This window comes from Flavobacterium branchiarum (assembly GCF_030409845.1).
Lineage (GTDB): Bacteria > Bacteroidota > Bacteroidia > Flavobacteriales > Flavobacteriaceae > Flavobacterium > Flavobacterium branchiarum.
Map to the genome: position 1 here is coordinate 794,808 of NZ_JAUFQQ010000005.1, position 22,002 is coordinate 816,809.

Sequence of the window (22,002 nt, forward strand, 5' to 3'; positions counted from 1 at the left end):
TTAATAAATTTTCTTTACTTTTTTAGAACGATCTGTAATGTAAGATACCAACCATGCAATTTGACCTTCTTTAGCAAAATATAGTTTTTTCTTATCAACCTCGGGTACAGCTTCTAAACAAACCAATAAAATATTACTACCAGAGATCAAATATTTTTGCGAATATGTTTTTAATACTTTTGCAATTTCTGGATCTGTTTTTGCAAGATCTTCAAACTTTTTAAAATTATTTTTTAAGATTGCATCGTAGTTAATAACATCTTCTAACTTAAACTGATTAAATGCTTCTTTTGTCACGCCTTTATACAACGTGTAAAAAGCCCAAACAGCTCCACCAGACATATAGATTTTTTCTTTGTTTAAAGCCTGAGGTTTTGATTTATACATTGCATTTACTTGTTCTCTAAGTACAGGCAAAAATGTAAATGAGCGTGAATTATATTCTCCTAAATCGTCACTATTCGTTTTTTTAATTATGGTTTCTGTAAGAGTTACACTTCCATAGTTTAGACTTAACGGAAAAAAAACAAAAGTATCATTGTTAACCACATCAACATAACCTCCTTTTGTATTTCCTCCTCCAATATCTAAGATTATTGAATTTTTATAATCAACTGGAGGAATACAACCTTTTAAAAGCATTTTCCCCTCCATATGAGCTTCTATAAACTCAACTTCTTTTCCAGTAGCTGCTTTTACTTTATCAATAAGAACTTGAGTATTTTGCGCCATAGCAACCCCAGAAGAACCTACTATAAAGATATTATCATCAGAGATTTTCATCTCATTCTTGAATTTATTATAATTATTACTAATAATTATAACAGCTCTATCTATATTTTCCTCAGTCATGTTTCCATCTATAGAAATCCCTTTTGCTATAGAAACATTTTCCGTCCAATAAGATTTAACGTCTATATTACCTTTTTTGATATTGTGAACATCAATAACTGACATTTTTATTCCTTTACTTCCAATTTCAATTCCAGCAAAAATATTTTCTTGTGAAAAAAGTATTGGGGTAATAAGAAATAAAAGAACTAGTGTAAAATAAAATTTTAGATTTTTCATTGATTGAATTTTATTAATTATGAGGGCTTTTTAAAATCCTGTATTATTATTGTAGCATTTTATTGACACAAAAAATATCTTACATTTTATTGTGAAAAATAAAGTTTTTTTGTTCAATGAATAGCTAATCTTAGATACGGTATTCTACCGAAATCACTGGTGTTTATGGGCTGCAAAAGTACGCAAAAAAAACCCATATTTATTTCTTCAAACACAAAATGTAAGAATTTAACAAATTACATTCTTTAATTGTTTAATATATAATCCGTTAGTAAAAGTTAATTTTTATTTCTAGTATCAGATTAATGCAATTTATAGATCAATACAGTTATATTTTTATCTAATTAATCAACATTTAACTTCCTAACTAAGAGCATTATTAGCAAAATAGAGATGCAATTTAATCCAGTAAATTTATTTTATTATCTAAGTTTTTATTGAATCTTTTTTTTAGACATTAATAAATAATTACTTAGAAGAATTAAACAGGGTTCTTGTAGTATATGATTAAGAAAAAAATTAAATTTGCTTCTTAAATTTTTATGATGTCAGATTTTTTAAAATTATTTGGAGAGAATGTTTCTAAGGAGATGCCTGGATTTGTAGCTTTAAGTGTTATCGATATCAAAAGTGGAAATATTTATTATTCAAAAAAAAACAGCAAGAACTTTAACATCGAAGGCGCTTCAAAATTTGCATTAGAGATGATAAGAGCGCAACTAAATGCTAATGATTTTCTAAAATCGAATCAGAGCATAGATGATATTACTATAACATTGACTAATCAATATCAGTTTCTAAAAATTTCTCAGAATAATAGTTATTTTATTTATATAGTTGCTGATTCTTCCAAGGCAAATTTAGCTTTTACAAAGGCTATTCTAAACAAACAAATTTCTGAAATTTCAAATAAATTTCAATCTGAATAAAAGGTATTTTAACAGCGGTAGAAAAGTAAGACCTACTACAAACGATTTTGAAAATCAAAACTAGAATTAAAAAATTCGTAAGCTCTTTTCTCTGCATAAGAATAGGTGGAATTTCTGAGAGGAAATGCACAATGCCCACCATATTTTGGAGTTTCAAGATAAACATAACTACTATCTTGTACAATCGTTTTAGGATAACATCTTTTACTTAAGAAAGGATCATCCAAAGCATTAATAATCAAAATCGGTGTTGTTATCTTTTGTAAAGAAAATTCAGGAGAAACACGTTGATAATACTCCTCACGACTTGCAAAACCATGTAAGGGAGCAGTAAAATAATGATCCACTTCATCAAAAGAAGTGATTTTATCAATCTGATCTTTGTTTATAAAATCAGGAAACTGTGCTGCTTTATATCTCAGCTTTTTTACAATATCTATGGTAAAATTCTTTAAATATACTTTATTGAAGCCTTGCTTAAGAACCGCTGCACTTGTTGCAATATGAGTTGGAACAGAAATAGAAACTCCAGCTTTAACACGCTTATCAATTTCTGACCATCCAAAATAATTTAAGAGCTGAACACCTCCCATAGAAAATCCAATTAGATAAACCTCAGTAAATCCTCTTAGTAAAACATGTTGAACGACAGCATCCAAATCATCAACAGCACCATGATGATAAAGTCTTGGCAAACGATTCATTTCTCCTCCACAAGTTCGGTTATTCCATGCAAATACAGAAAACCCTTTCTTCTGAAAATAATCTGCACAACTATTATTATAAGTCCTGCGTGAATCGCCTTCAAGTCCGTGACATAAAATAATAGCCTTATCGGAACTATTGATAATGAAATCAATATTAATAAAATCTCCATCGACCAATTCCTGTTTGACCCTCTTATAATCAGGAATAGGAAATCGTTTAAACATTGCAGCATAAATAGTAGAAAAATGCCTATTTCTATTCATGATAGAAGGGAAATCATAATGCGATTGTTCAATTACTGGCATAGTCAAAAAGTTTATCTGATTGAACAAATTTAAGCATATCTCAGAATTAATTCTAAGAAAGGAAATATAAATAATTTGTTATTTAATCTACATATCTAAGGTTTGTTCACCACCACCATTAATAAAAATAACTTGCCCACTAGTCCAACTAGATATTGGTGATGCAAAATAAAGTACCGCTCCTGCAATATCAATAGCTTCTCCCAATCTACCAATCGGAGTATGTTTAAGCATTGCTTTTTCAACTTCAGGTGTTAAAACTGTACTCAATGCACGCGTTCTTGTTGCGCCAGGTCCAATAGCATTTAATCTAATATTATCAGGACCAAAATCATAAGCTAGATTTCTGGTCATATGGTTAATCGCTGCTTTAGAAGAAGCATAAGCACTAATAGCCGGACTAGTATTTATAGAAGCCATCGAAGACATATTTATAATACTTCCGTAACCAGCCTTTTTCATCTCTGGTGCTACTAATTGGCATAATCTCCACATACTAAACACATTCATATCGTATACCTTTTTAAATTGATCTACAGTAATATCGTATGGGCTTTCTCTCCCTGCTCCTCCACCTCCAACATTATTAACCAAGATTTCAATACTTCCAAATTCTTTTACAGTTTGGTCAACAAGATTAACTAAAGCTTCATCCTTTGTAACATCACAATGTATTGCAATAGCCTTACCACCATTATCATTTATTTCTTTTGAAGTATTTTTGGCATCTTCCAGATTATAATCTGAAACAACCACATTTGCTCCATAAGCAGCAAGTATCTCACAACAAGCTTTTCCTATTCCATTTGCCCCACCAGTAATTATGGCGGTTTTTCCTTTTAAGTCAAAAAATTTCGAAGTATCCATTTTCTTAAATTATTATGATTAACCCATTGGGCGCAATTATTTGAAGTAAAATATAGATTCGATATTATAAAAAACACGAAAAACTAGCATTATTTTGGCACATAATTAAAATAACACTTATCTCAAATTTAGTGAAAATTCGCGCAATAAAAAAGAAATATAGCGTCTTTCAATTATTTGCATATTTTATTTTTCCATTTAAAGGATTCTTGAAATAAATTCACTAAGTGTAGCGATATAGATGTAATTGTTCATTTCTCAAAAAACAAGATTGTGGTTAAATTATGTTAATGCACAAAACAAAGCTTGAGCTATTATTTTAAAAAAAAAAATGTCCTATAAAAAAAGCGCTACTTATATAAAGTAGCGCTTTTTTTGAATATGTGAATTAACAAAAACAACCTCAAATGGGTATTCCTTTTTTAGGAAGTTGCAAATTATAAAAAGACCTTCTAAAAATAAAATTAAATCGGCAAAGTGAGTCAAAAATCGGATAAAGTGTATTTTTCCATTTACCAAATTTAACAAGCCCTTTATGTTATAAGAAAATAGAAAATTTTTCGCATAAAAAGATTCGTAAAAAGGAAAAAGTAAGCAAAACAGATAAAACCGTTATTATACGGAGGTTTATAAAATGATAGTACAAAATTGGAGGTCGGTGTACGATAGGTTTTGGTATTAAAAAGACAAGGTTAGGTTACTAAATCATTACCAGTTTAGCTTGGTATTGAATGTGATAAAAAGCTATAATTCATTTTTTTTACATTTTTTTTCAAAGTTCCTTGTAACTCATTGATAGTTAATTTTAAACATTAAACAATTGAGTTATGGAGAGACTGAAAAAATCCATCTTTAAGTTATTGCTTTACTTGAAGAAAAATGAATCAAAAAAGAACGGTAACGTACCTGTTATGGGACGGATTACCATCGACGGACCCCCTAAAACATGGGCGTGTATTGGGTAAGAGCTGCCTAGCATTAAGCACCAACCAGAAATTGGATAAAATCCGTGAACGCATCAATAAGATTTATGATGAGATGCTAAAAGATGAAGGCTTTGCAACTGTACAAAAAGTAAAACTTTCGTTTTTAGGCGTCGGTGGCATGGAAGACTCTCTGCTAAAAGTCTTTAAGAAAAACAATCAAGATTTTGAGAAAATTGTTTTTAAAAGATGAATAACTAGTAATCTATCTTAACAAGAAAGGAATGACTTTCTCAGAAGTTAAATTTTTAATTTCATCGCTTTTTTTAATAAGGACAAGGTTAAAAAATTACTTATATAATTCATAAAAGATAAATTCATTTAATTTTTTTTCTTTAATATCAAAAGTGGTTTTTAAAAAACTGATTAGTTCATCATTCGAACTACCAGAATTAAGCAATTTAAACAACAACTTTTTTCCACCTTTTTTTAATGATAATTCACATAAAAATGCACCTAAAGTATATCTTAATGAAGTGCTTTCATCTAAAACATAATTATTATTAAAAAGCTCTTCATGCAAATCGATAGGATTATTTTTTAAATAAGTCTTAAGTTTTGTTAGATGAGTCTTGTAATCTAATCCTTTTGAGCCACCTAAAAGAGTTGCAATTCCCTCATCAATAATATTGTTTTTATTTCTAAATTTTTGATACGTATATAGATGAACTAACTCATGCTTATTAATTTCGGATTTATTTCCTGAAAAAATTAAATTATCATTTGGATAAGTAACTGCCCCATTTTGATTTGAAAAATACATGGTGTCTTCAAAATCATACCCCAATGATTGCATTAATTCTTTATTTGAAGAACATAAAAAATATGTGAATGAAATTTTACTAAATTCAAAATAAACAGCAAGATCATCATTGATTTCATTAAATTCTTCGGCTTTTATTTGCTCAAATTTATGATAAGGGTTAATCAAATATTTAATATTTCCAACTTTAATTTCATTCCAATCATTTGTGTTGTACTCTAGTATATTTTTAAGTAAATAGTTATTGTCTATTTTCGTCACTAAAACGTTATAAATTATATGTAAGGAGATTTCTTTGTTTTCATCAAATTTAAACCAACCTATTTTTGCAATGAATTGATCTTTTTTTGTAGTTTGCGTAATAGCTAATAACGTTGGTTGATATTGAAAACTATCATTTAAATTTTCAATGTTAATCAAATCTAGAAAAGGGTATGAAAAAAATAAATTGTCATTTTTAATCCAATTTGGATTATTTTTAATCAAAGAATTTTTTGTCTGCATAAATTCTTTAATTGTATTTATAATTTTTTTGTATTCATTTTTAGTATTTAAATTATATTCAACAGAATTGTTGATTACTAAAGAAATTTTATTCAATTCTTGACTGTAGCAAGAAAGAAATGGAAATATAAATAAAAATAAAAAGTTGATTTTCATGTTCACTTAAGAAGTTTTGAAGGTTTACACGTGCACTTGATTTCTTTTACTAAATGAATATAAGATAATTCTACATCAAAAGTATAAAGAAGAAATAAAATACAGATACAGCGACAATAACCTTTAACAAATGAGGCAGTTTTCCGACCCAACGAAAAAAATAGCTTCTATAAATTGCGGGAATTAAATTCAATAATTCCAAATGCACTTTTCTTATATCATAATTGACGAAAACGATCAAACAACCAAAGAAAACCTTGAACTTTTCGAAAATTTTCCTAATTATTTCTGTGCAGGAATTGCCAAAGATAATCAAACAGGCATAAATCAAATTATAAATCAGAACAAAATCAATAACGCAAAAAATAGAAATTATGAATATTACAGTACGATTTACCAGAGATGTGGAAGTACGTACAACGTCACAGCAAAAAGAAGTAGCAAACTTTTCAGTAGCAATCAAAGAAAGCTACGCTACAAACAGGTTCAACAAGTATTTTATTTTATAAGAAAACAGAAGGTTTTTTGCATAAAAAAAGCTCCATTTCTGGAGCTTTTTAATTTAATTATGCTTGTCCTGCTGGACCGAAGTTAAGCGGTATTGGAGCTTGTTCAGTTTCTTTGATTTCGCCATGAGCGACTTCAAAACGATGAATATTTTCTCCAATTGCTTTTAGTAATCGTTTAGCATGTTGTGGTGTCAAGACAATTCTTGACTTTACCTTGGCTTTAGGAATACCTGGCATAATACTTACAAAATCTAAAACAAACTCTGAAGAAGAATGATTAATAATTGCTAAGTTAGAATAAATTCCTTCAGCGATTTTCTCATCTAATTCTATATTAATTTGCTCTTGTTGTTGGTTCGAATTACTCATAGTTTCCTAAATTAATAAATATATTCTTCTTTATTAGCCATCATTTCATTGTAATCGTCTTTAGATCCTACAATAGTATTATCGTATTCTCTCATACCAGTTCCTGCAGGAATTCTATGTCCAACAATTACATTTTCTTTTAATCCTTCTAAATAATCTACTTTACCAGCTACTGCAGCTTCGTTAAGTACTTTCGTTGTTTCTTGGAAAGAAGCTGCCGAAATGAATGATTTAGTTTGTAGCGAAGCTCTTGTAATACCTTGTAAAACTGGCGTTGCAGTTGCAGTAATTACATCTCTAGCTACTACTAGATTTTTATCTGTACGTTTCAATAATGAATTTTCATCACGTAATTCACGAGGAGAAATAATCTGACCCGCTTTTAATACGCTAGAATCTCCAGCATCTTCAACTACTTTCATTCCGTATAATTTATCGTTTTGAACGATAAAATCTTTAGTATGAATCAATTGATCTTCTAAGAATAAAGTATCACCTGGATCTTGTACTCTTACTTTACGCATCATTTGACGAATAACAACCTCGAAGTGTTTGTCATTGATTTTCACCCCTTGTAAACGGTATACCTCTTGAATTTCATTAACCAAGTACTGTTGAACAGCTGCTGGACCTTGAATTCTTAAAATATCGTCTGGAGTAATAGCACCGTCTGACAATGGTACACCTGCTCTAACGAAGTCATTCTCTTGAACTAGAATTTGGCTTGATAATTTAACCAAGTATTTTCTAACATCACCAAATTTAGATTCGATAACGATCTCACGGTTACCTCTTTTGATTTTTCCAAAAGAAACAACTCCATCAATTTCAGAAACTACAGCTGGGTTCGAAGGATTACGAGCTTCTAACAACTCTGTAATTCTTGGTAAACCTCCGGTAATATCTCCTGATTTAGAAGAACGACGTGGAATTTTCACCAATACTTTACCTGCTTTAATTTTCTCACCGTTTTCAACCATTAAGTGGGCTCCAACTGGTAAGTTATAAGAACGAATCAATTCACCTTCTTTACCGTAAACTAATAAAGTTGGAATTAATTTTTTAGCTCTTGATTCAGAAATTACTTTTTCTTGGAAACCAGTTTGCTCATCAATTTCAACCATGAACGATTGTCCTTGCTCTAAATCTTCGTAAGCAATTTTACCAGTAAACTCAGAAACGATAACCCCATTATATGGATCCCATTTACAGATAACATCTCCTTTAACAACCGATTGTCCATCCTTTACAAAGATACTAGAACCGTAAGGAATATTATTTGTACTTAATAAGATACCTGTTCTTTCGTCAATTAATTTTAATTCAGTAGAACGAGATACTACAATATCAACTGCATTACCTTCGTTATCCTCACCTTTAACAGTTTTTAAATCTTCAATTTCTAGTTTACCATCAAATCTTGTAACGATGCTAGATTCTTCAGAGATACCACCCGCAACCCCTCCAACGTGGAAAGTACGCAATGTTAACTGTGTTCCTGGTTCTCCAATAGATTGAGCTGCAATTACTCCAACTGCTTCTCCTCTTTGAGTCATTTTACCAGTAGCTAAGTTTCTACCGTAACATTTAGCACAGATTCCTTTAACAGCCTCACAAGTTAATGGAGAACGAACTTCAACTTTCTCAACAGGAGAAGCCTCAATCGCTTTCATTATAACCTCTGTGATTTGCTCACCAGATCTTACTAAATAATCACTTGTTAAAGGATTAATTACATCTTGCAATGCAACACGTCCTAATATTCTTTCTCCTAACGATTCAACAATCTCCTCATTCTTTTTCAATGCAGAAACTTCAACACCTCTAAGAGTACCACAATCCTCAATGTTAACAATAACATCTTGAGAAACGTCATGTAATCTTCTTGTTAAGTAACCAGCATCGGCAGTTTTAAGAGCCGTATCCGCAAGACCTTTACGAGCACCGTGAGTAGAGATAAAGTACTCAAGGATCGAAAGTCCTTCCTTAAAGTTAGAAAGAATTGGGTTTTCAATAATCTCACCACCACCAGCAGTAGATTTTTTAGGCTTAGCCATCAAACCACGCATACCAGTTAACTGACGAATCTGTTCTTTAGATCCCCTTGCTCCAGAGTCAAGCATCATATATACAGAGTTGAATCCTTGTTGATCTTCTCTAATATTTTTCATTGCTAACTCTGTAAGTTGAGCATTTGCAGAAGTCCAAACATCAATAACTTGGTTGTAACGTTCGTTATTGGTAATAAGACCCATGTTATAGTTTGTTGAGATACCTTCAACTTGCTCTCTAGCATCTGCAATCAACTTCGTTTTTTGTTCTGGAATTCTAATATCACCAAGAGAGAATGATAAACCTCCTCTAAAGGCAAATTTATAACCCATATCTTTCATATTGTCCAAGAAGGCAGCTGTAGTAGGTACATTGGTAGCACTTAAAACGTGTCCAATAATATCTCTAAGGTTTTTCTTAGTCAATACATCATTGATATATCCTGCAGCTTCAGGTACTACTTCATTAAACAATACACGACCAGCGGTAGTTTTAATGATTTGGTACACTAATTCTCCAGCTTCATTAAAATCTTTTGCTCTAATTTTCACTGAAGCATTCAATTCTAATCTTCCTTCGTTTAATGCAATATTTACTTCTTCTGCAGAGTAAAAAGTTAAGCCTTCACCTAAAATTGTAAGTTCTGGAGTAGTAAGACGTTCTTTGGTCATATAATATAGACCCAAGACCATATCCTGAGAAGGTACAGTAATTGGCGCACCGTTAGCAGGGTTCAAGATATTGTGTGAAGCCAACATTAACAATTGAGCTTCCAAAATAGCCTCTGGTCCTAATGGTAAGTGTACCGCCATTTGATCCCCATCAAAATCGGCATTAAATGCCGTACAAACTAGAGGGTGCAATTGGATTGCTTTTCCTTCAATTAATTTTGGTTGGAATGCTTGTATACCTAATCTGTGCAAAGTAGGAGCACGATTCAGTAATATTGGGTGACCTTTAATTACATTTTCAAGGATATCCCAAACTACTGGCTCTTTTTTGTCTATAATTTTCTTAGCAGATTTTACCGTTTTAACAATACCTCTTTCTATCAATTTACGGATAACAAAAGGCTTGTATAATTCAGATGCCATATCTTTAGGGATACCACATTCGAATAATTTTAATTCCGGTCCAACAACAATTACCGAACGAGCAGAATAATCCACACGTTTTCCTAAAAGGTTTTGACGGAAACGCCCTTGTTTACCTTTTAATGAATCTGATAATGATTTTAATGGTCTGTTTGATTCTGTTTTAACAGCAGAAGCTTTACGTGTATTATCAAATAATGAATCTACAGATTCTTGTAACATACGTTTTTCGTTTCTTAAGATAACTTCTGGAGCTTTAATCTCCATTAATCTTTTCAAACGGTTGTTACGTATAATTACACGACGGTATAAATCATTTAAATCTGAAGTTGCAAAACGACCTCCATCAAGTGGCACAAGCGGACGTAATTCTGGTGGAATAACTGGAACCACTTTCATGATCATCCATTCTGGACGATTTTCACGGTTTAAGTTAGACTCACGGAAAGACTCAACTACTTGTAATCTTTTTAATGCTTCTGTTTTACGTTGTTTAGACGTTTCATTATTAGCACTGTGTCTTAGTTGGTAAGATAACTCATCTAAGTCTATACGTGCCAATAAATCCATAATACACTCTGCTCCCATTTTGGCAACAAATTTATTTGGATCAAAATCATCTAAATATTGGTTATCCTGAGGAAGAGAGTCTAAAATATTTAAATATTCTTCTTCAGTTAAAAAGTCTAATCTTTGTAAAGATTCTCCTTCTGCATTTTTAGCAATACCTGCTTGGATTACTACGTATCTTTCGTAGTAAATAATCATATCTAATTTCTTAGAAGGAAGTCCAAGGATATAACCAATTTTATTAGGAAGAGAACGGAAATACCAAATGTGAGCAATTGGCACAACAAGGTTGATGTGTCCTACTCTATCACGACGTACTTTTTTCTCAGTAACTTCAACACCACAACGGTCACAGATGATCCCTTTGTAACGAATTCTTTTGTATTTACCACAAGCACACTCAAAATCCTTAACAGGTCCGAAGATTCTTTCGCAGAAAAGTCCGTCACGTTCTGGCTTGTGCGTTCTGTAGTTAATTGTTTCTGGCTTTAAAACCTCTCCTCTTGATTCTTTCAAGATAGATTCTGGTGAAGCCAATCCAATAGAGATTTTATTAAATCTTTTTACTGGATTTTTATCTTTATTATTATTATTTCTATTATTCATCATAGTTTTTACTATTGATTTATTTGCAATTAAAAATTGATTTTCGATTTATAATCTACTCTTAATGAAAAGAGTTAATCATTCAGCTACTACCTCGGGTTACTTCTCTAAACTCCAACTTAATTTGAAGTGCTAATTATAAAACCTATCAGGTTTAAATAAAAAATCGGAACGGGTTACGGGTATAAATCCTAAAAACTTTAATATTCGTAAACAGCTACAGTCTCAGTTTTCAGTATTGAACTGAATGCTGAGACTGCGACTGAAACTTTATTTATTCTTCTAATCTAATATCTAATCCAAGACCTTTCAATTCATGCATCAATACATTGAATGATTCAGGTAATCCTGGTTCTGGCATTGATTCACCTTTTACGATTGCCTCGTAAGTTTTAGCTCTACCAATAACATCATCAGATTTAACAGTCAAGATTTCTCTAAGTGTACTTGATGCTCCATAAGCCTCAAGTGCCCAAACCTCCATCTCTCCAAAACGTTGCCCTCCAAATTGAGCTTTACCTCCAAGTGGTTGTTGAGTAATTAAAGAGTAAGGACCTATAGAACGTGCGTGCATCTTATCATCTACCATGTGTCCTAATTTCAACATGTAAATTACACCCACTGTTGCTCTTTGGTGGAAACGCTCTCCGGTTCCTCCATCATATAAATAAGTATGACCGAATCTTGGTATTCCCGCTTCGTCAGTCAATTCATTAATTTGATCTAAAGTAGCACCATCAAAAATTGGAGTAGCAAATTTTCTACCTAAATTTTGTCCAGCCCAACCTAAAACAGTTTCATAAATCTGACCAATGTTCATACGAGAAGGTACCCCAAGTGGATTCAATACAATATCTACTGGTGTTCCGTCTTCAAGGAAAGGCATATCTTCATGACGAACAATACGTGCAACAATACCTTTGTTACCGTGACGTCCTGCCATTTTATCCCCTACTTTCAACTTACGTTTCTTAGCAATGTAAATTTTAGCTAATTTCAAGATTCCTGCTGGCAATTCATCTCCAACAGTAATAGTGAATTTTTCTCTTCTTAAAGATCCTTGTAAGTCGTTTAGCTTAATTTTATAGTTATGAATTAAATCATTAACCATTTTATTAGTAGCGTCATCAGCAACCCATTGACCTTTGCTTAAGTGAGCAAAATCTTCCACTGCATAAAGCATTTTTTGAGTATATTTTTTACCTTTTGGTAAAACTTCTTCACCCAAATCATTCATTACACCTTGAGATGTTTTTCCGTTAACGATCAAGAATAATTTTTCAACTAATCTGTCTTTTAATTCAACAAATTTAGTTTCAAATTCCATTTCCAAAGCGCCTAAAGCATCTTTATCTTGAGTACGTTTACGTTTATCTTTTACGGCTCTTGCAAATAATTTTTTGTCAAGAACTACACCATGTAAAGAAGGAGAAGCTTTTAATGAAGCATCTTTTACATCACCTGCTTTATCCCCGAAGATTGCACGAAGCAATTTCTCTTCTGGAGTAGGATCTGATTCTCCTTTTGGAGTAATTTTTCCGATAAGAATGTCGCCAGGTTTAACCTCTGCTCCAATTCTAATCATACCGTTTTCATCTAAATCTTTAGTAGCTTCTTCAGAAACGTTAGGAATATCATTAGTTAACTCTTCGTTACCTAATTTAGTATCTCTAACTTCTAATGAATAATCATCTACGTGAATAGACGTAAAGATATCATCACGAACTACTTTCTCAGAAATTACAATCGCATCCTCAAAGTTATATCCTTTCCATGGCATGAACGCAACTTTTAGGTTACGACCTAAAGCTAATTCTCCATTTTGAGTAGCATATCCTTCTGACAATACTTGTCCAAGTGCAACTCTATCACCTTTCTTAACGATTGGTTTCAAGTTGATACTTGTTCCTTGATTGGTTTTTCTAAATTTAATTAGATTATATGTTTTCTCATCAGACTCAAAACTAACCATTCTTTCTTCTTCAGAACGGTCATATTTTATAGTAATGATGTTTGCATCAACATATTCTACTGTTCCATTTCCTTCAGCATTGATCAATACTCTAGAATCAGACGCAACTTGACGCTCTAAACCTGTTCCTACAATAGGAGCTTCAGGGCGAATTAAAGGTACTGCCTGACGCATCATGTTAGATCCCATCAGGGCTCTATTCGCATCATCATGCTCCAAGAAAGGAATCAAAGATGCAGAAATAGAAGCAATTTGATTTGGAGCAACGTCAGTATAATCTACTTGTGTTGGTTCAATAACTGGGAAATCACCTTCTTGACGCGCGATTACGTTTTCAGCGATAATTTTTCCAGTTCCATCCATTTCGATGTTTGCTTGCGCAATCAACATTCCTTCTTCTTCTTCAGCACTTAAATATACTGGAGTAGTATCAAGATCTACAACACCGTTAGTTACTTTACGGTAAGGAGTTTCGATGAAACCCATTCCGTTAACTTTAGCATAAACACCAAGAGATGAAATCAAACCAATGTTTGGTCCCTCTGGAGTTTCAATTGGACATAAACGTCCGTAATGCGTATAGTGAACGTCACGTACCTCGAAACCAGCTCTTTCTCTAGAAAGTCCACCAGGTCCAAGTGCAGATAATCTTCTCTTGTGTGTAATCTCAGCTAGTGGATTCGTTTGATCCATAAATTGAGACAACTGGTTAGTACCAAAGAATGAGTTGATAACTGATGATAATGTTTTAGCATTAATCAAATCAATTGGTGTAAACACCTCGTTATCTCTAACGTTCATACGCTCTCTAATAGTTCTAGCCATACGTGCTAAACCTACACCGAATTGTTGTGACAATTGCTCTCCAACTGTTCTAACACGACGGTTAGATAAGTGATCAATATCATCAATCTCAGCTTTAGAGTTGATTAATTCGATCAAATATTTTACAATGGTAATGATATCTTCTTTAGTAAGCACTTGCTTTTCCATTGGGATATCTAAACCAAGTTTTTTGTTCATTCTATAACGACCAACTTCACCTAAGTTATAACGTTGATCAGAGAAGAACAATTTATCGATAATACCACGAGCAGTTTCCTCATCAGGCGGTTCAGCGTTACGCAACTGACGGTAAATGTGCTCAACAGCTTCTTTTTCAGAGTTTGTTGGATCTTTTTGTAATGTATTGTGAATAATAGCATAATCTGCTTGATTATTATCCTCTTTATGTAACAAAATAGATTTAACGTTAGAATCAATGATTTCTTCAACATTATCTTTGTCGATAATTGTATCTCTATCAAGGATGATTTCGTTACGTTCGATAGAAACTACTTCACCAGTATCTTCATCTACGAAATCCTCATGCCAAGTGTTTAATACACGTGCAGCAAGTCTTCTTCCAATATATTTTTTAATACCAGTTTTAGAAACTTTAATTTCTTCAGCAAGGTCGAAAATTTCAAGGATATCCTTATCTCTTTCGAATCCAATAGCACGGAATAAAGTTGTAACAGGTAATTTTTTCTTTCTATCGATATATGCGTACATTACGCTATTGATATCTGTAGAGAATTCTATCCAAGAACCTTTAAAAGGAATTACTCTGGCAGAATAAAGTTTTGTACCATTTGCATGGAATGATTGTCCAAAGAAAACCCCAGGAGAACGGTGTAGTTGTGATACTACAACACGCTCAGCACCATTGATAACAAAAGTACCGCTTGGAGTCATATAAGGTATTGTTCCAAGATAAACATCTTGTACAATAGTTTCAAAATCTTCGTGTTCTGGATCAGTACAATATAGTTTTAACCTAGCTTTTAAAGGCACACTATAAGTAAGACCTCTCTCTATACATTCTTGAATTGTATAACGTGGTGGATCAACAAAATAATCTAGGAACTCCAATACAAAGTTATTTCTTGTATCTGTAATTGGGAAATTTTCCATGAAGGTGTTGTACAACCCTTCGTTGCCTCTTTCGTCAGATTTAGTTTCTAATTGAAAAAAATCTTTAAACGACTTAACCTGAACATCTAGAAAATCTGGATATACAGGAATATTTTTTGTAGAGGCAAAATTCAATCTTTCAGTCTGATTTGTTATCATCAATGGACAAAATTTTGATTAAAAAAAAGTAGTTTTTTGTGTAAAAACACACACTGTTTAATTTATACTTTCTTATTGTAATCAATACATCTTTAAAAATAAACCGTTTAATTTAGTCTAATTTTTTTTCTTCGTATTGATCAAAAACTTTTTCGTATTTTAAACTATTTGATAATAAAACATGCTATATTTTATTATACGAAAAATGGTTTAGGCCTTTGAGTTTGACTCAAGACCTAAACCTAGTTCTTAAAACCGAGTGAACTTATTTAAGTTCAACTACAGCTCCAGCTTCTTCTAAAGATTTTTTAAGACCTTCAGCCTCTTCTTTAGAAACACCTTCTTTTACGTTACTTGGAGCACTATCAACTACATCTTTAGCTTCTTTAAGACCTAAACCTGTAAGTTCTTTTACCAATTTAACTACAGCTAATTTAGAAGCACCAGCTTCTTTTAATACAACTGTAAATTCAGTTTGTGCTTCTTCAGCAGCTACATCACCACCAGCAGCAACTACAACAGCTGCAGCAGCAGGCTCAATACCATACTCGTCTTTTAATATTGTTGCTAATTCGTTAACTTCTTTAACTGTTAGGTTAACTAATTGTTCTGCGAATTGTTTCAAATCTGCCATTTTTTCTATCGTTTAAAATGATTTGTAAAATATAATTATTTATTGTGCGCTATTTAAGCAGCAAGGAAAAACAATTCCCTCGCGTTTGGGCTATTATGCTTCTGCCTCTTCGCTGTTTGCGAATTGGTTTTGTAAAGCAGAGATAACTCTTTGAGCAGGAGATTGAAGTAATCCAATAAGTTCTCCAAGAAGTTCTTCTTTAGATTTGATAGTTGCTAATGCATCTAATTGATCATCTCCAATGTAAACTTCTGAATTAATGTAAGCTCCTTTTAAAATTGGTTTATCAGATTTCTTACGGAAATCTTTGATAATTTTACCAGGTGCATTTGCAACATCTGAAATAAAGATTGAAGTGTTTCCTTTTAATGTAGAAGGTAACTCACCATAATTATTTTCAGAAGCTTCCATAGCTTTTGCAAGCAATGTATTTTTTACAACCTCTAATTTTATACCTGCTTTAAAACAAGCTCTTCTTAAATTTGAAGTTGTTTCTGCATTAAGTCCAGAAATATCTGCTACATAAACAATATTTGTACCAGCTAACTGTGCAGTTAAATCTTCAATCGCGATTGATTTTTCTTCTCTAGTCATACTAAAAATTTTTAACTACCAATTATACTGCTTTAGGGTCCAAAGCAATTGCTGGACTCATAGTGCTAGTAAGGTGAATTCCTTTAATATAGGTACCTTTAGCAGCAGTTGGTTTAAGTTTGATTAATGTTTGAATAATTTCGTGTGCATTGTCATAAATTTGCTCAGCTCCAAAAGAAACTTTACCAATTCCTGCATGTACGATACCAGTTTTATCAACTTTAAAGTCAATTTTACCAGCTTTAACCTCTTGAACAGCTTTTGCAACATCCATAGTTACAGTACCTGTTTTAGGGTTTGGCATTAAACCTCTAGGTCCTAAAATACGACCTAATGGACCTAATTTACCCATTACAGCTGGCATAGTGATGATAACATCAACATCTGTCCAACCATCTTTAATTTTTTGTAAATAATCATCAAGACCTACATAGTCTGCTCCAGCCTCTTTAGCTTCCGCTTCTTTATCTGGAGTAACCAATGCTAATACTTTTACATCTTTACCTGTTCCGTGAGGTAACGTTACCACACCTCTTACCATTTGATTCGCTTTTCTTGGATCTACACCCAAACGAACTGCGATATCAACAGACTCATCAAATTTTGCAGAAGCTATAACTTTAATTAATGCAGCTGCATCTTTTAAAGAATATAGTTTGTTCTTTTCAATTTTTGAAGCAGCCTCTTTTTGCTTTTTTGTCAATTTTGCCATGTCTTTCTCTTAATTAAAAAGGAGAATCTCCTGATACAGTTATACCCATAGATCTAGCTGTTCCAGCAACCATACTCATTGCAGCTTCCATAGTGAAAGCATTTAAGTCTGGCATCTTGTCTTCAGCAATAGCTCTAATTTGTTCCCAAGTAACACTAGCTACTTTTTTACGATTAGGCTCACCTGAACCAGATTTTAGCTTTGCAGCTTCCATTAACTGAACTGCTGCTGGAGGAGTTTTTACAACAAAATCAAATGATTTGTCTTTATACACAGTAATTTGTACTGGGCATATTTTGCCAGGTTTATCTTGTGTTCTAGCATTAAATTGCTTACAGAACTCCATGATATTAACCCCAGCAGCTCCTAAAGCAGGTCCAACCGGTGGCGACGGATTCGCAGCACCTCCCTTAACTTGTAGTTTAACTACCTTACTAATTTCTTTAGCCATTTTTTAAAAAATTTAACACTGCAATCATTGGAAGCGATTGTAGTGATTATTATAGATGTAACGAAAATTATACTTTTTCTACTTGCATAAAACTTAGCTCTAATGGTGTTTTTCTTCCGAAAATCTTAACCATTACTTCTAGTTTACGCTTTTCTTCATTGATTTTCTCAACTGTTCCATTGAAACCGTTGAAAGGACCATCAATTACCTTAATTGTTTCTCCTAAGTTAAAAGGAATTGAACGTGTATCTGTGTTAACAGCCAGCTCATCAACCTTACCTAGCATTCTATTTACCTCTGATAATCTAAGCGGAACAGGCTCACCACCTTTTGTTTCACCTAAAAAACCAATAACACTCGTTATCGATTTAATAATATGAGGTATTTCACCAACTAAATTGGCTTCGATCATAACATATCCAGGAAAATACACTTTATCCTTAGCTATTTTTTTACCCTCTTTCACAGTTACCACTTTTTCAGTAGGAACTAAAACTTGGGAAACATAATCACCCATACCTAATCTGGCAATTTCAGTTTCGATGTAAGCTTTGACTTTATTCTCTTGTCCACTTACTGCTCGAACTACATACCACTTTTTCACATTATTATCTGCCATTACAAAAAAATTACGCTTTTATCCAGTTAAAAAATCCAGCCAATGCTTTTGCGAAAAATTCATCTACTCCCCAAGTTGCCAAAGCGAATAATACTGAAAATACAGCTACTACAATTGTCAATCGTTGTACTTCTGCCCAAGCTGGCCAAGTTACATTTGACTTCAATTCCTCGAATGCTTCTGATATGTAATTAACAACTTTTGTCATGAGATATATTTATTATTGCACGGGCGGAGGGATTCGAACCCCCATCAACGGTTTTGGAGACCGCTATTCTACCCTTGAACTACGCCCGTAATTAAAGCCAGTGATTTCAATTAAGAAAATCAGCTGGCTTTTATAATTTTATTTTATAGGATTATCCTACGATTTCAGTTACCTGACCTGCACCTACAGTTCTACCACCTTCACGGATAGCAAAACGTAAACCTACGCTCATTGCGATTGGGCTTAATAAAGTAACATTGATAGTCAAGTTGTCTCCTGGCATTACCATCTCTACACCTTCTGGTAAAGTAATAACTCCTGTTACGTCAGTTGTACGTACGTAGAACTGTGGACGGTAGTTATTATGGAATGGAGTATGACGTCCACCTTCTTCTTTTTTCAAGATATAAACCTCTGCTTTGAAAGTAGCGTGTGGTTTTACTGATCCTGGCTTAATGATAACCATTCCTCTTTTGATAGATTCTTTATCAACACCTCTTAACAATAAACCTACGTTATCTCCAGCTTCACCTCTATCAAGGATTTTACGGAACATCTCAACTCCTGTAATAGTAGAAGTTAATTTATCAGCTCCCATACCAATGATTTCAACAGCATCACCAGTATTAGCAATTCCAGTTTCGATACGACCTGTAGCAACAGTTCCACGTCCTGTAATTGTAAATACATCTTCAACTGGCATTAAGAAAGGCTTAGCAGTATCACGAATTGGCTCTTCAATCCAGCTATCAACAGCATCCATCAATTCTAAAATTTTAGGAACCCAAGCAGGATCATTGTTCAATCCACCTAAAGCAGAACCTTGAACAACAGGACCATTATCTCCATCATACTCGTAGAAAGATAACAAGTCTCTGATTTCCATCTCAACAAGCTCTAACAACTCAGCATCATCAACCATATCCACTTTATTCATGAATACAACCATTCTTGGAATACCAACCTGACGTCCTAAAAGGATGTGCTCACGTGTTTGTGGCATTGGACCATCTGTAGCAGCAACTACTAAGATAGCACCATCCATTTGAGCAGCACCAGTAACCATGTTCTTTACGTAATCCGCGTGACCTGGACAGTCAACGTGAGCGTAGTGACGGTTAGCTGTTTCGTACTCAACATGTGAAGTATTAATTGTAATACCTCTTTCTTTCTCCTCTGGAGCGTTATCGATTTGATCAAACGATTTAGCTTGACAGTAACCTGCATCAGACAATACTTTAGTAATTGCTGCAGTTAATGTAGTTTTTCCGTGATCTACGTGTCCAATTGTACCTATGTTTAAGTGCGGTTTGGAACGATTAAAATTCTCCTTTGCCATTTTACTTAATTTTTAATCTTAGTTATATATTAATTTTCAATTTCCTACTTACTTGAGCCAATGTCGGGAATTGAACCCGAGACCTCTTCCTTACCAAGGAAGCACTCTACCCCTGAGCTACACCGGCAGAGCATTTTAAACATCAATTCTAAACCTAAAGTCTAAAATCATTTTTTTTTTGTGGGGAGAGCAGGATTCGAACCTGCGAAGTTCTCACAGCAGATTTACAGTCTGCCCTCGTTGGCCGCTTGAGTATCTCCCCTTTTTTATCAATAATCACATGAACTATTTCAAATCGCATTTGAACTATTTTGAGCCGGCGGAGGGACTCGAACCCACGACCTGCTGATTACAAATCAGCTGCTCTAGCCAACTGAGCTACGCTGGCATTTTTGATAAAAAAAGTCCGCTATTTCTAACGGACTGCAAATGTAGCTATTTTATCTTTGAATCAAAACATTTTTTAAAAAAAATTACATTAAATATGCGTTCTTATTTTTTCTTTCCTCTTAATCAACAATCTCTCTAGAGATTCAGCAGAAAGCTCAACCGCCTCCTCAAAGGTTTTACACTGCTTTTTTACCAAAAAATCATCACCCGGAACATTAATTTTTATCTCAGCAATCTTATTCTCTTTATCGCTAGTTTTTTCAACTTTTAAAAAAACATCCACTGACACAACTCTATCATAATACTTTTCCAACTTATCCATTCTGTCTTGAACGAAATCTACCAATTTTCTGTCAATAGCGAAGTTAACCGCATTAATACTTACCTTCATAATAGTTATTTTAGAATTAAACATTTTAGAACTATTGCTTATTTCTTGGATGCGCATCTGCATACACTTTTTTAAGAGCCGCTAAACTACTATGCGTATATACTTGTGTAGATGCCAAACTTGAATGCCCCAACAATTCCTTTACTGAATTCAAATCAGCTCCGTTATTCAATAAATGAGTCGCAAATGTATGTCGGAGAACATGCGGACTTTTCTTTACCTTTTCAGAGACTTTACTAAAGTATGAATTTATTAATCGATAAACAAAGGTTTCATTCAATTTTAACCCTTTTTTAGTAATAAAAAAATAATCCTTATCAACTATATCCTCAACATTTTCACGTTCTTTTACATACAACAAAAACTGCTCCACAACAACGGGCAAAACCGGAATCACACGCTCCTTATTACGCTTACCCAAAACCTTAATTGTATTCGCAGACAAATCTACATTAACCATCAACAATCCAATCAACTCCGCCCTCCGAATACCCGTCGCATAAAACAAATCAACTATCAACTTATTCCTAACTTCTTCAAACCCGCCATTCCCGTCTAATTGACTCATCAAATCCACCAACTCCTTTTCTGAAAACGGAACCTGTATTGTTTTCGGAGTTTTCAAAGCCTTATGTTTCTGCATCGGACTAACCTCAAGCTGCTTCGTCTTCAATAAAAATTTATAAAAAGCCTTCAAAGATGCCATCTTACGGTTTACAGAAACATTTGACACCCCTGAATCAACAAGCAAAACCACCCAAGACCTAATTTGACTATAATTCACCTGATCAATATTTTCTTGATCAAAATGAAGTTTATTAAATGACTCAAAAGAAACAATGTCATTCATATAAGCACCCAGCGTATGTAAAGAATACTTTTTCTCTAACTGGAGATGTTCCTGAAATGCTTGCTTATTCGTTTTCATACTTACCCTCTATTTTATTACATAAAGAACATATCACAACCTACATCAACAATCCCATAACTCACAATTACATTAATTCTATAAAACAAAAAAAAAAAAAAACCGTTAGCATCAAAGTTATAAAATTTTGATGACTAACGGTATTTATTTCAATATAGATTTT

19 protein-coding genes and 4 tRNA genes are annotated in these 22,002 nt (G+C 33.1%); 3 read left to right on the forward strand and 20 right to left on the reverse strand.

The features are described 5' to 3' along the window. Nucleotides 1-1,071: a Ppx/GppA phosphatase family protein gene (locus QWY99_RS15385; protein WP_290266484.1), complete on the reverse strand. Its 1,071-nt coding sequence runs from the start codon at nt 1,069-1,071 to the stop codon at nt 1-3. 545 nt (nt 1,072-1,616) lie between these two features. Between QWY99_RS15385 and QWY99_RS15390 the strand changes: the two genes are divergently transcribed. After that, the gene (locus QWY99_RS15390) at nt 1,617-2,000 is read left to right on the forward strand and encodes a hypothetical protein (RefSeq protein ID WP_290266486.1); all 384 of its coding nucleotides are present in this window, start codon (nt 1,617-1,619) and stop codon (nt 1,998-2,000) included. Nucleotides 2,001-2,035: 35 nt separating this feature from the next. Here the strand turns inward: QWY99_RS15390 and QWY99_RS15395 are convergent, their stop codons facing one another. Together QWY99_RS15395 and QWY99_RS15400 are read right to left on the reverse strand one after the other, a co-directional pair. Next, nucleotides 2,036-3,013 (reverse strand): YheT family hydrolase, encoded by a 978-nt coding sequence (locus tag QWY99_RS15395; RefSeq protein ID WP_290266487.1) that lies wholly within the window; start codon nt 3,011-3,013, stop codon nt 2,036-2,038. A gap of 87 nt (nt 3,014-3,100) precedes the next feature. Then, nucleotides 3,101-3,880 (reverse strand): glucose 1-dehydrogenase, encoded by a 780-nt coding sequence (locus tag QWY99_RS15400; RefSeq protein ID WP_290266488.1) that lies wholly within the window; start codon nt 3,878-3,880, stop codon nt 3,101-3,103. 879 nt (nt 3,881-4,759) lie between these two features. Here QWY99_RS15400 and QWY99_RS15405 point away from each other — a divergent pair. After that, the gene (locus QWY99_RS15405; RefSeq protein WP_379690446.1) at nt 4,760-5,056 is read left to right on the forward strand and encodes a hypothetical protein; all 297 of its coding nucleotides are present in this window, start codon (nt 4,760-4,762) and stop codon (nt 5,054-5,056) included. Nucleotides 5,057-5,152: 96 nt separating this feature from the next. On the opposite strand, the gene QWY99_RS15410 is transcribed toward QWY99_RS15405, so the two are convergent. Then, the gene (locus tag QWY99_RS15410) at nt 5,153-6,286 is read right to left on the reverse strand and encodes a hypothetical protein (protein WP_290266489.1); all 1,134 of its coding nucleotides are present in this window, start codon (nt 6,284-6,286) and stop codon (nt 5,153-5,155) included. 374 nt (nt 6,287-6,660) lie between these two features. Here QWY99_RS15410 and QWY99_RS15415 point away from each other — a divergent pair, with 374 nt between their 5' ends. Continuing rightward, entirely contained in the window at nt 6,661-6,795 is a 135-nt protein-coding gene (locus QWY99_RS15415; protein WP_290266490.1) for a single stranded DNA-binding domain-containing protein, read from the forward strand. 57 nt (nt 6,796-6,852) lie between these two features. Here the strand turns inward: QWY99_RS15415 and QWY99_RS15420 are convergent, their stop codons facing one another. The 16 genes from QWY99_RS15420 to QWY99_RS15495 form a co-directional block, all read right to left on the reverse strand. Continuing rightward, nucleotides 6,853-7,164, reverse strand: coding sequence for a DUF3467 domain-containing protein (locus QWY99_RS15420; RefSeq protein WP_129537468.1), 312 nt, complete (start codon nt 7,162-7,164; stop codon nt 6,853-6,855). 11 nt (nt 7,165-7,175) lie between these two features. Beyond that, entirely contained in the window at nt 7,176-11,489 is a 4,314-nt protein-coding gene (gene rpoC / locus QWY99_RS15425; protein WP_290266491.1) for a DNA-directed RNA polymerase subunit beta', read from the reverse strand. Between the two features lie 271 nt (nt 11,490-11,760). Then, nucleotides 11,761-15,573 (reverse strand): DNA-directed RNA polymerase subunit beta, encoded by a 3,813-nt coding sequence (gene rpoB, locus QWY99_RS15430; protein WP_290266492.1) that lies wholly within the window; start codon nt 15,571-15,573, stop codon nt 11,761-11,763. A gap of 265 nt (nt 15,574-15,838) precedes the next feature. Then, nucleotides 15,839-16,207, reverse strand: a complete 369-nt coding sequence (gene rplL, locus QWY99_RS15435) for a 50S ribosomal protein L7/L12 (RefSeq protein WP_039111372.1) — start codon at nt 16,205-16,207, stop codon at nt 15,839-15,841. 93 nt (nt 16,208-16,300) lie between these two features. Continuing rightward, on the reverse strand, nt 16,301-16,801 hold the full coding sequence (rplJ, locus tag QWY99_RS15440) for a 50S ribosomal protein L10 (protein WP_290266494.1): 501 nt from the start codon (nt 16,799-16,801) through the stop codon (nt 16,301-16,303). Between the two features lie 22 nt (nt 16,802-16,823). Beyond that, nucleotides 16,824-17,513 (reverse strand): 50S ribosomal protein L1, encoded by a 690-nt coding sequence (gene rplA / locus QWY99_RS15445; RefSeq protein WP_055094620.1) that lies wholly within the window; start codon nt 17,511-17,513, stop codon nt 16,824-16,826. Nucleotides 17,514-17,526: 13 nt separating this feature from the next. Then, the gene (gene rplK / locus QWY99_RS15450) at nt 17,527-17,964 is read right to left on the reverse strand and encodes a 50S ribosomal protein L11 (protein WP_290266500.1); all 438 of its coding nucleotides are present in this window, start codon (nt 17,962-17,964) and stop codon (nt 17,527-17,529) included. A 67-nt stretch (nt 17,965-18,031) separates the two neighbouring features. Continuing rightward, nucleotides 18,032-18,583 (reverse strand): transcription termination/antitermination protein NusG, encoded by a 552-nt coding sequence (gene nusG / locus QWY99_RS15455; RefSeq protein WP_229990299.1) that lies wholly within the window; start codon nt 18,581-18,583, stop codon nt 18,032-18,034. Between the two features lie 10 nt (nt 18,584-18,593). Beyond that, the gene (secE, locus tag QWY99_RS15460) at nt 18,594-18,791 is read right to left on the reverse strand and encodes a preprotein translocase subunit SecE (protein ID WP_035619188.1); all 198 of its coding nucleotides are present in this window, start codon (nt 18,789-18,791) and stop codon (nt 18,594-18,596) included. Nucleotides 18,792-18,809: 18 nt separating this feature from the next. Then, a tRNA-Trp gene (locus QWY99_RS15465) sits at nt 18,810-18,880 on the reverse strand. A gap of 62 nt (nt 18,881-18,942) precedes the next feature. Beyond that, nucleotides 18,943-20,130: an elongation factor Tu gene (gene tuf / locus QWY99_RS15470; protein ID WP_290266503.1), complete on the reverse strand. Its 1,188-nt coding sequence runs from the start codon at nt 20,128-20,130 to the stop codon at nt 18,943-18,945. A 55-nt stretch (nt 20,131-20,185) separates the two neighbouring features. Then, nucleotides 20,186-20,257: transfer RNA gene (locus QWY99_RS15475), tRNA-Thr, on the reverse strand. 54 nt (nt 20,258-20,311) lie between these two features. Next, nucleotides 20,312-20,392: transfer RNA gene (locus QWY99_RS15480), tRNA-Tyr, on the reverse strand. Between the two features lie 52 nt (nt 20,393-20,444). After that, nucleotides 20,445-20,518: transfer RNA gene (locus tag QWY99_RS15485), tRNA-Thr, on the reverse strand. A 90-nt stretch (nt 20,519-20,608) separates the two neighbouring features. Then, nucleotides 20,609-20,911, reverse strand: a complete 303-nt coding sequence (gene hpf / locus QWY99_RS15490) for a ribosome hibernation-promoting factor, HPF/YfiA family (RefSeq protein WP_290266504.1) — start codon at nt 20,909-20,911, stop codon at nt 20,609-20,611. Between the two features lie 31 nt (nt 20,912-20,942). After that, the gene (locus QWY99_RS15495) at nt 20,943-21,839 is read right to left on the reverse strand and encodes a tyrosine-type recombinase/integrase (RefSeq protein WP_290266505.1); all 897 of its coding nucleotides are present in this window, start codon (nt 21,837-21,839) and stop codon (nt 20,943-20,945) included. Nucleotides 21,840-22,002 lie beyond the last annotated feature (163 nt).

Bases quoted from the DNA above. Each gene is read 5' to 3' on its own strand.
- QWY99_RS15495 (WP_290266505.1), bottom strand. From the start codon at position 21,839: ATGAAAACGAATAAGCAAGCATTTCAGGAACATCTCCAGTTAGAGAAA.
- QWY99_RS15395 (WP_290266487.1), bottom strand. From the start codon at position 3,013: ATGCCAGTAATTGAACAATCGCATTATGATTTCCCTTCTATCATGAAT.
- rpoC (WP_290266491.1), bottom strand. From the start codon at position 11,489: ATGATGAATAATAGAAATAATAATAATAAAGATAAAAATCCAGTAAAA.
- QWY99_RS15410 (WP_290266489.1), bottom strand. From the start codon at position 6,286: ATGAAAATCAACTTTTTATTTTTATTTATATTTCCATTTCTTTCTTGC.
- QWY99_RS15390 (WP_290266486.1), top strand. From the start codon at position 1,617: ATGTCAGATTTTTTAAAATTATTTGGAGAGAATGTTTCTAAGGAGATG.
- QWY99_RS15385 (WP_290266484.1), bottom strand. From the start codon at position 1,071: ATGAAAAATCTAAAATTTTATTTTACACTAGTTCTTTTATTTCTTATT.
- secE (WP_035619188.1), bottom strand. From the start codon at position 18,791: ATGACAAAAGTTGTTAATTACATATCAGAAGCATTCGAGGAATTGAAG.
- nusG (WP_229990299.1), bottom strand. From the start codon at position 18,583: ATGGCAGATAATAATGTGAAAAAGTGGTATGTAGTTCGAGCAGTAAGT.
- QWY99_RS15405 (WP_379690446.1), top strand. From the start codon at position 4,760: ATGAATCAAAAAAGAACGGTAACGTACCTGTTATGGGACGGATTACCA.
- rpoB (WP_290266492.1), bottom strand. From the start codon at position 15,573: ATGATAACAAATCAGACTGAAAGATTGAATTTTGCCTCTACAAAAAAT.
- rplL (WP_039111372.1), bottom strand. From the start codon at position 16,207: ATGGCAGATTTGAAACAATTCGCAGAACAATTAGTTAACCTAACAGTT.
- hpf (WP_290266504.1), bottom strand. From the start codon at position 20,911: ATGAAGGTAAGTATTAATGCGGTTAACTTCGCTATTGACAGAAAATTG.
- rplJ (WP_290266494.1), bottom strand. From the start codon at position 16,801: ATGACTAGAGAAGAAAAATCAATCGCGATTGAAGATTTAACTGCACAG.
- QWY99_RS15420 (WP_129537468.1), bottom strand. From the start codon at position 7,164: ATGAGTAATTCGAACCAACAACAAGAGCAAATTAATATAGAATTAGAT.
- QWY99_RS15400 (WP_290266488.1), bottom strand. From the start codon at position 3,880: ATGGATACTTCGAAATTTTTTGACTTAAAAGGAAAAACCGCCATAATT.
- tuf (WP_290266503.1), bottom strand. From the start codon at position 20,130: ATGGCAAAGGAGAATTTTAATCGTTCCAAACCGCACTTAAACATAGGT.
- rplK (WP_290266500.1), bottom strand. From the start codon at position 17,964: ATGGCTAAAGAAATTAGTAAGGTAGTTAAACTACAAGTTAAGGGAGGT.
- QWY99_RS15415 (WP_290266490.1), top strand. From the start codon at position 6,661: ATGAATATTACAGTACGATTTACCAGAGATGTGGAAGTACGTACAACG.
- rplA (WP_055094620.1), bottom strand. From the start codon at position 17,513: ATGGCAAAATTGACAAAAAAGCAAAAAGAGGCTGCTTCAAAAATTGAA.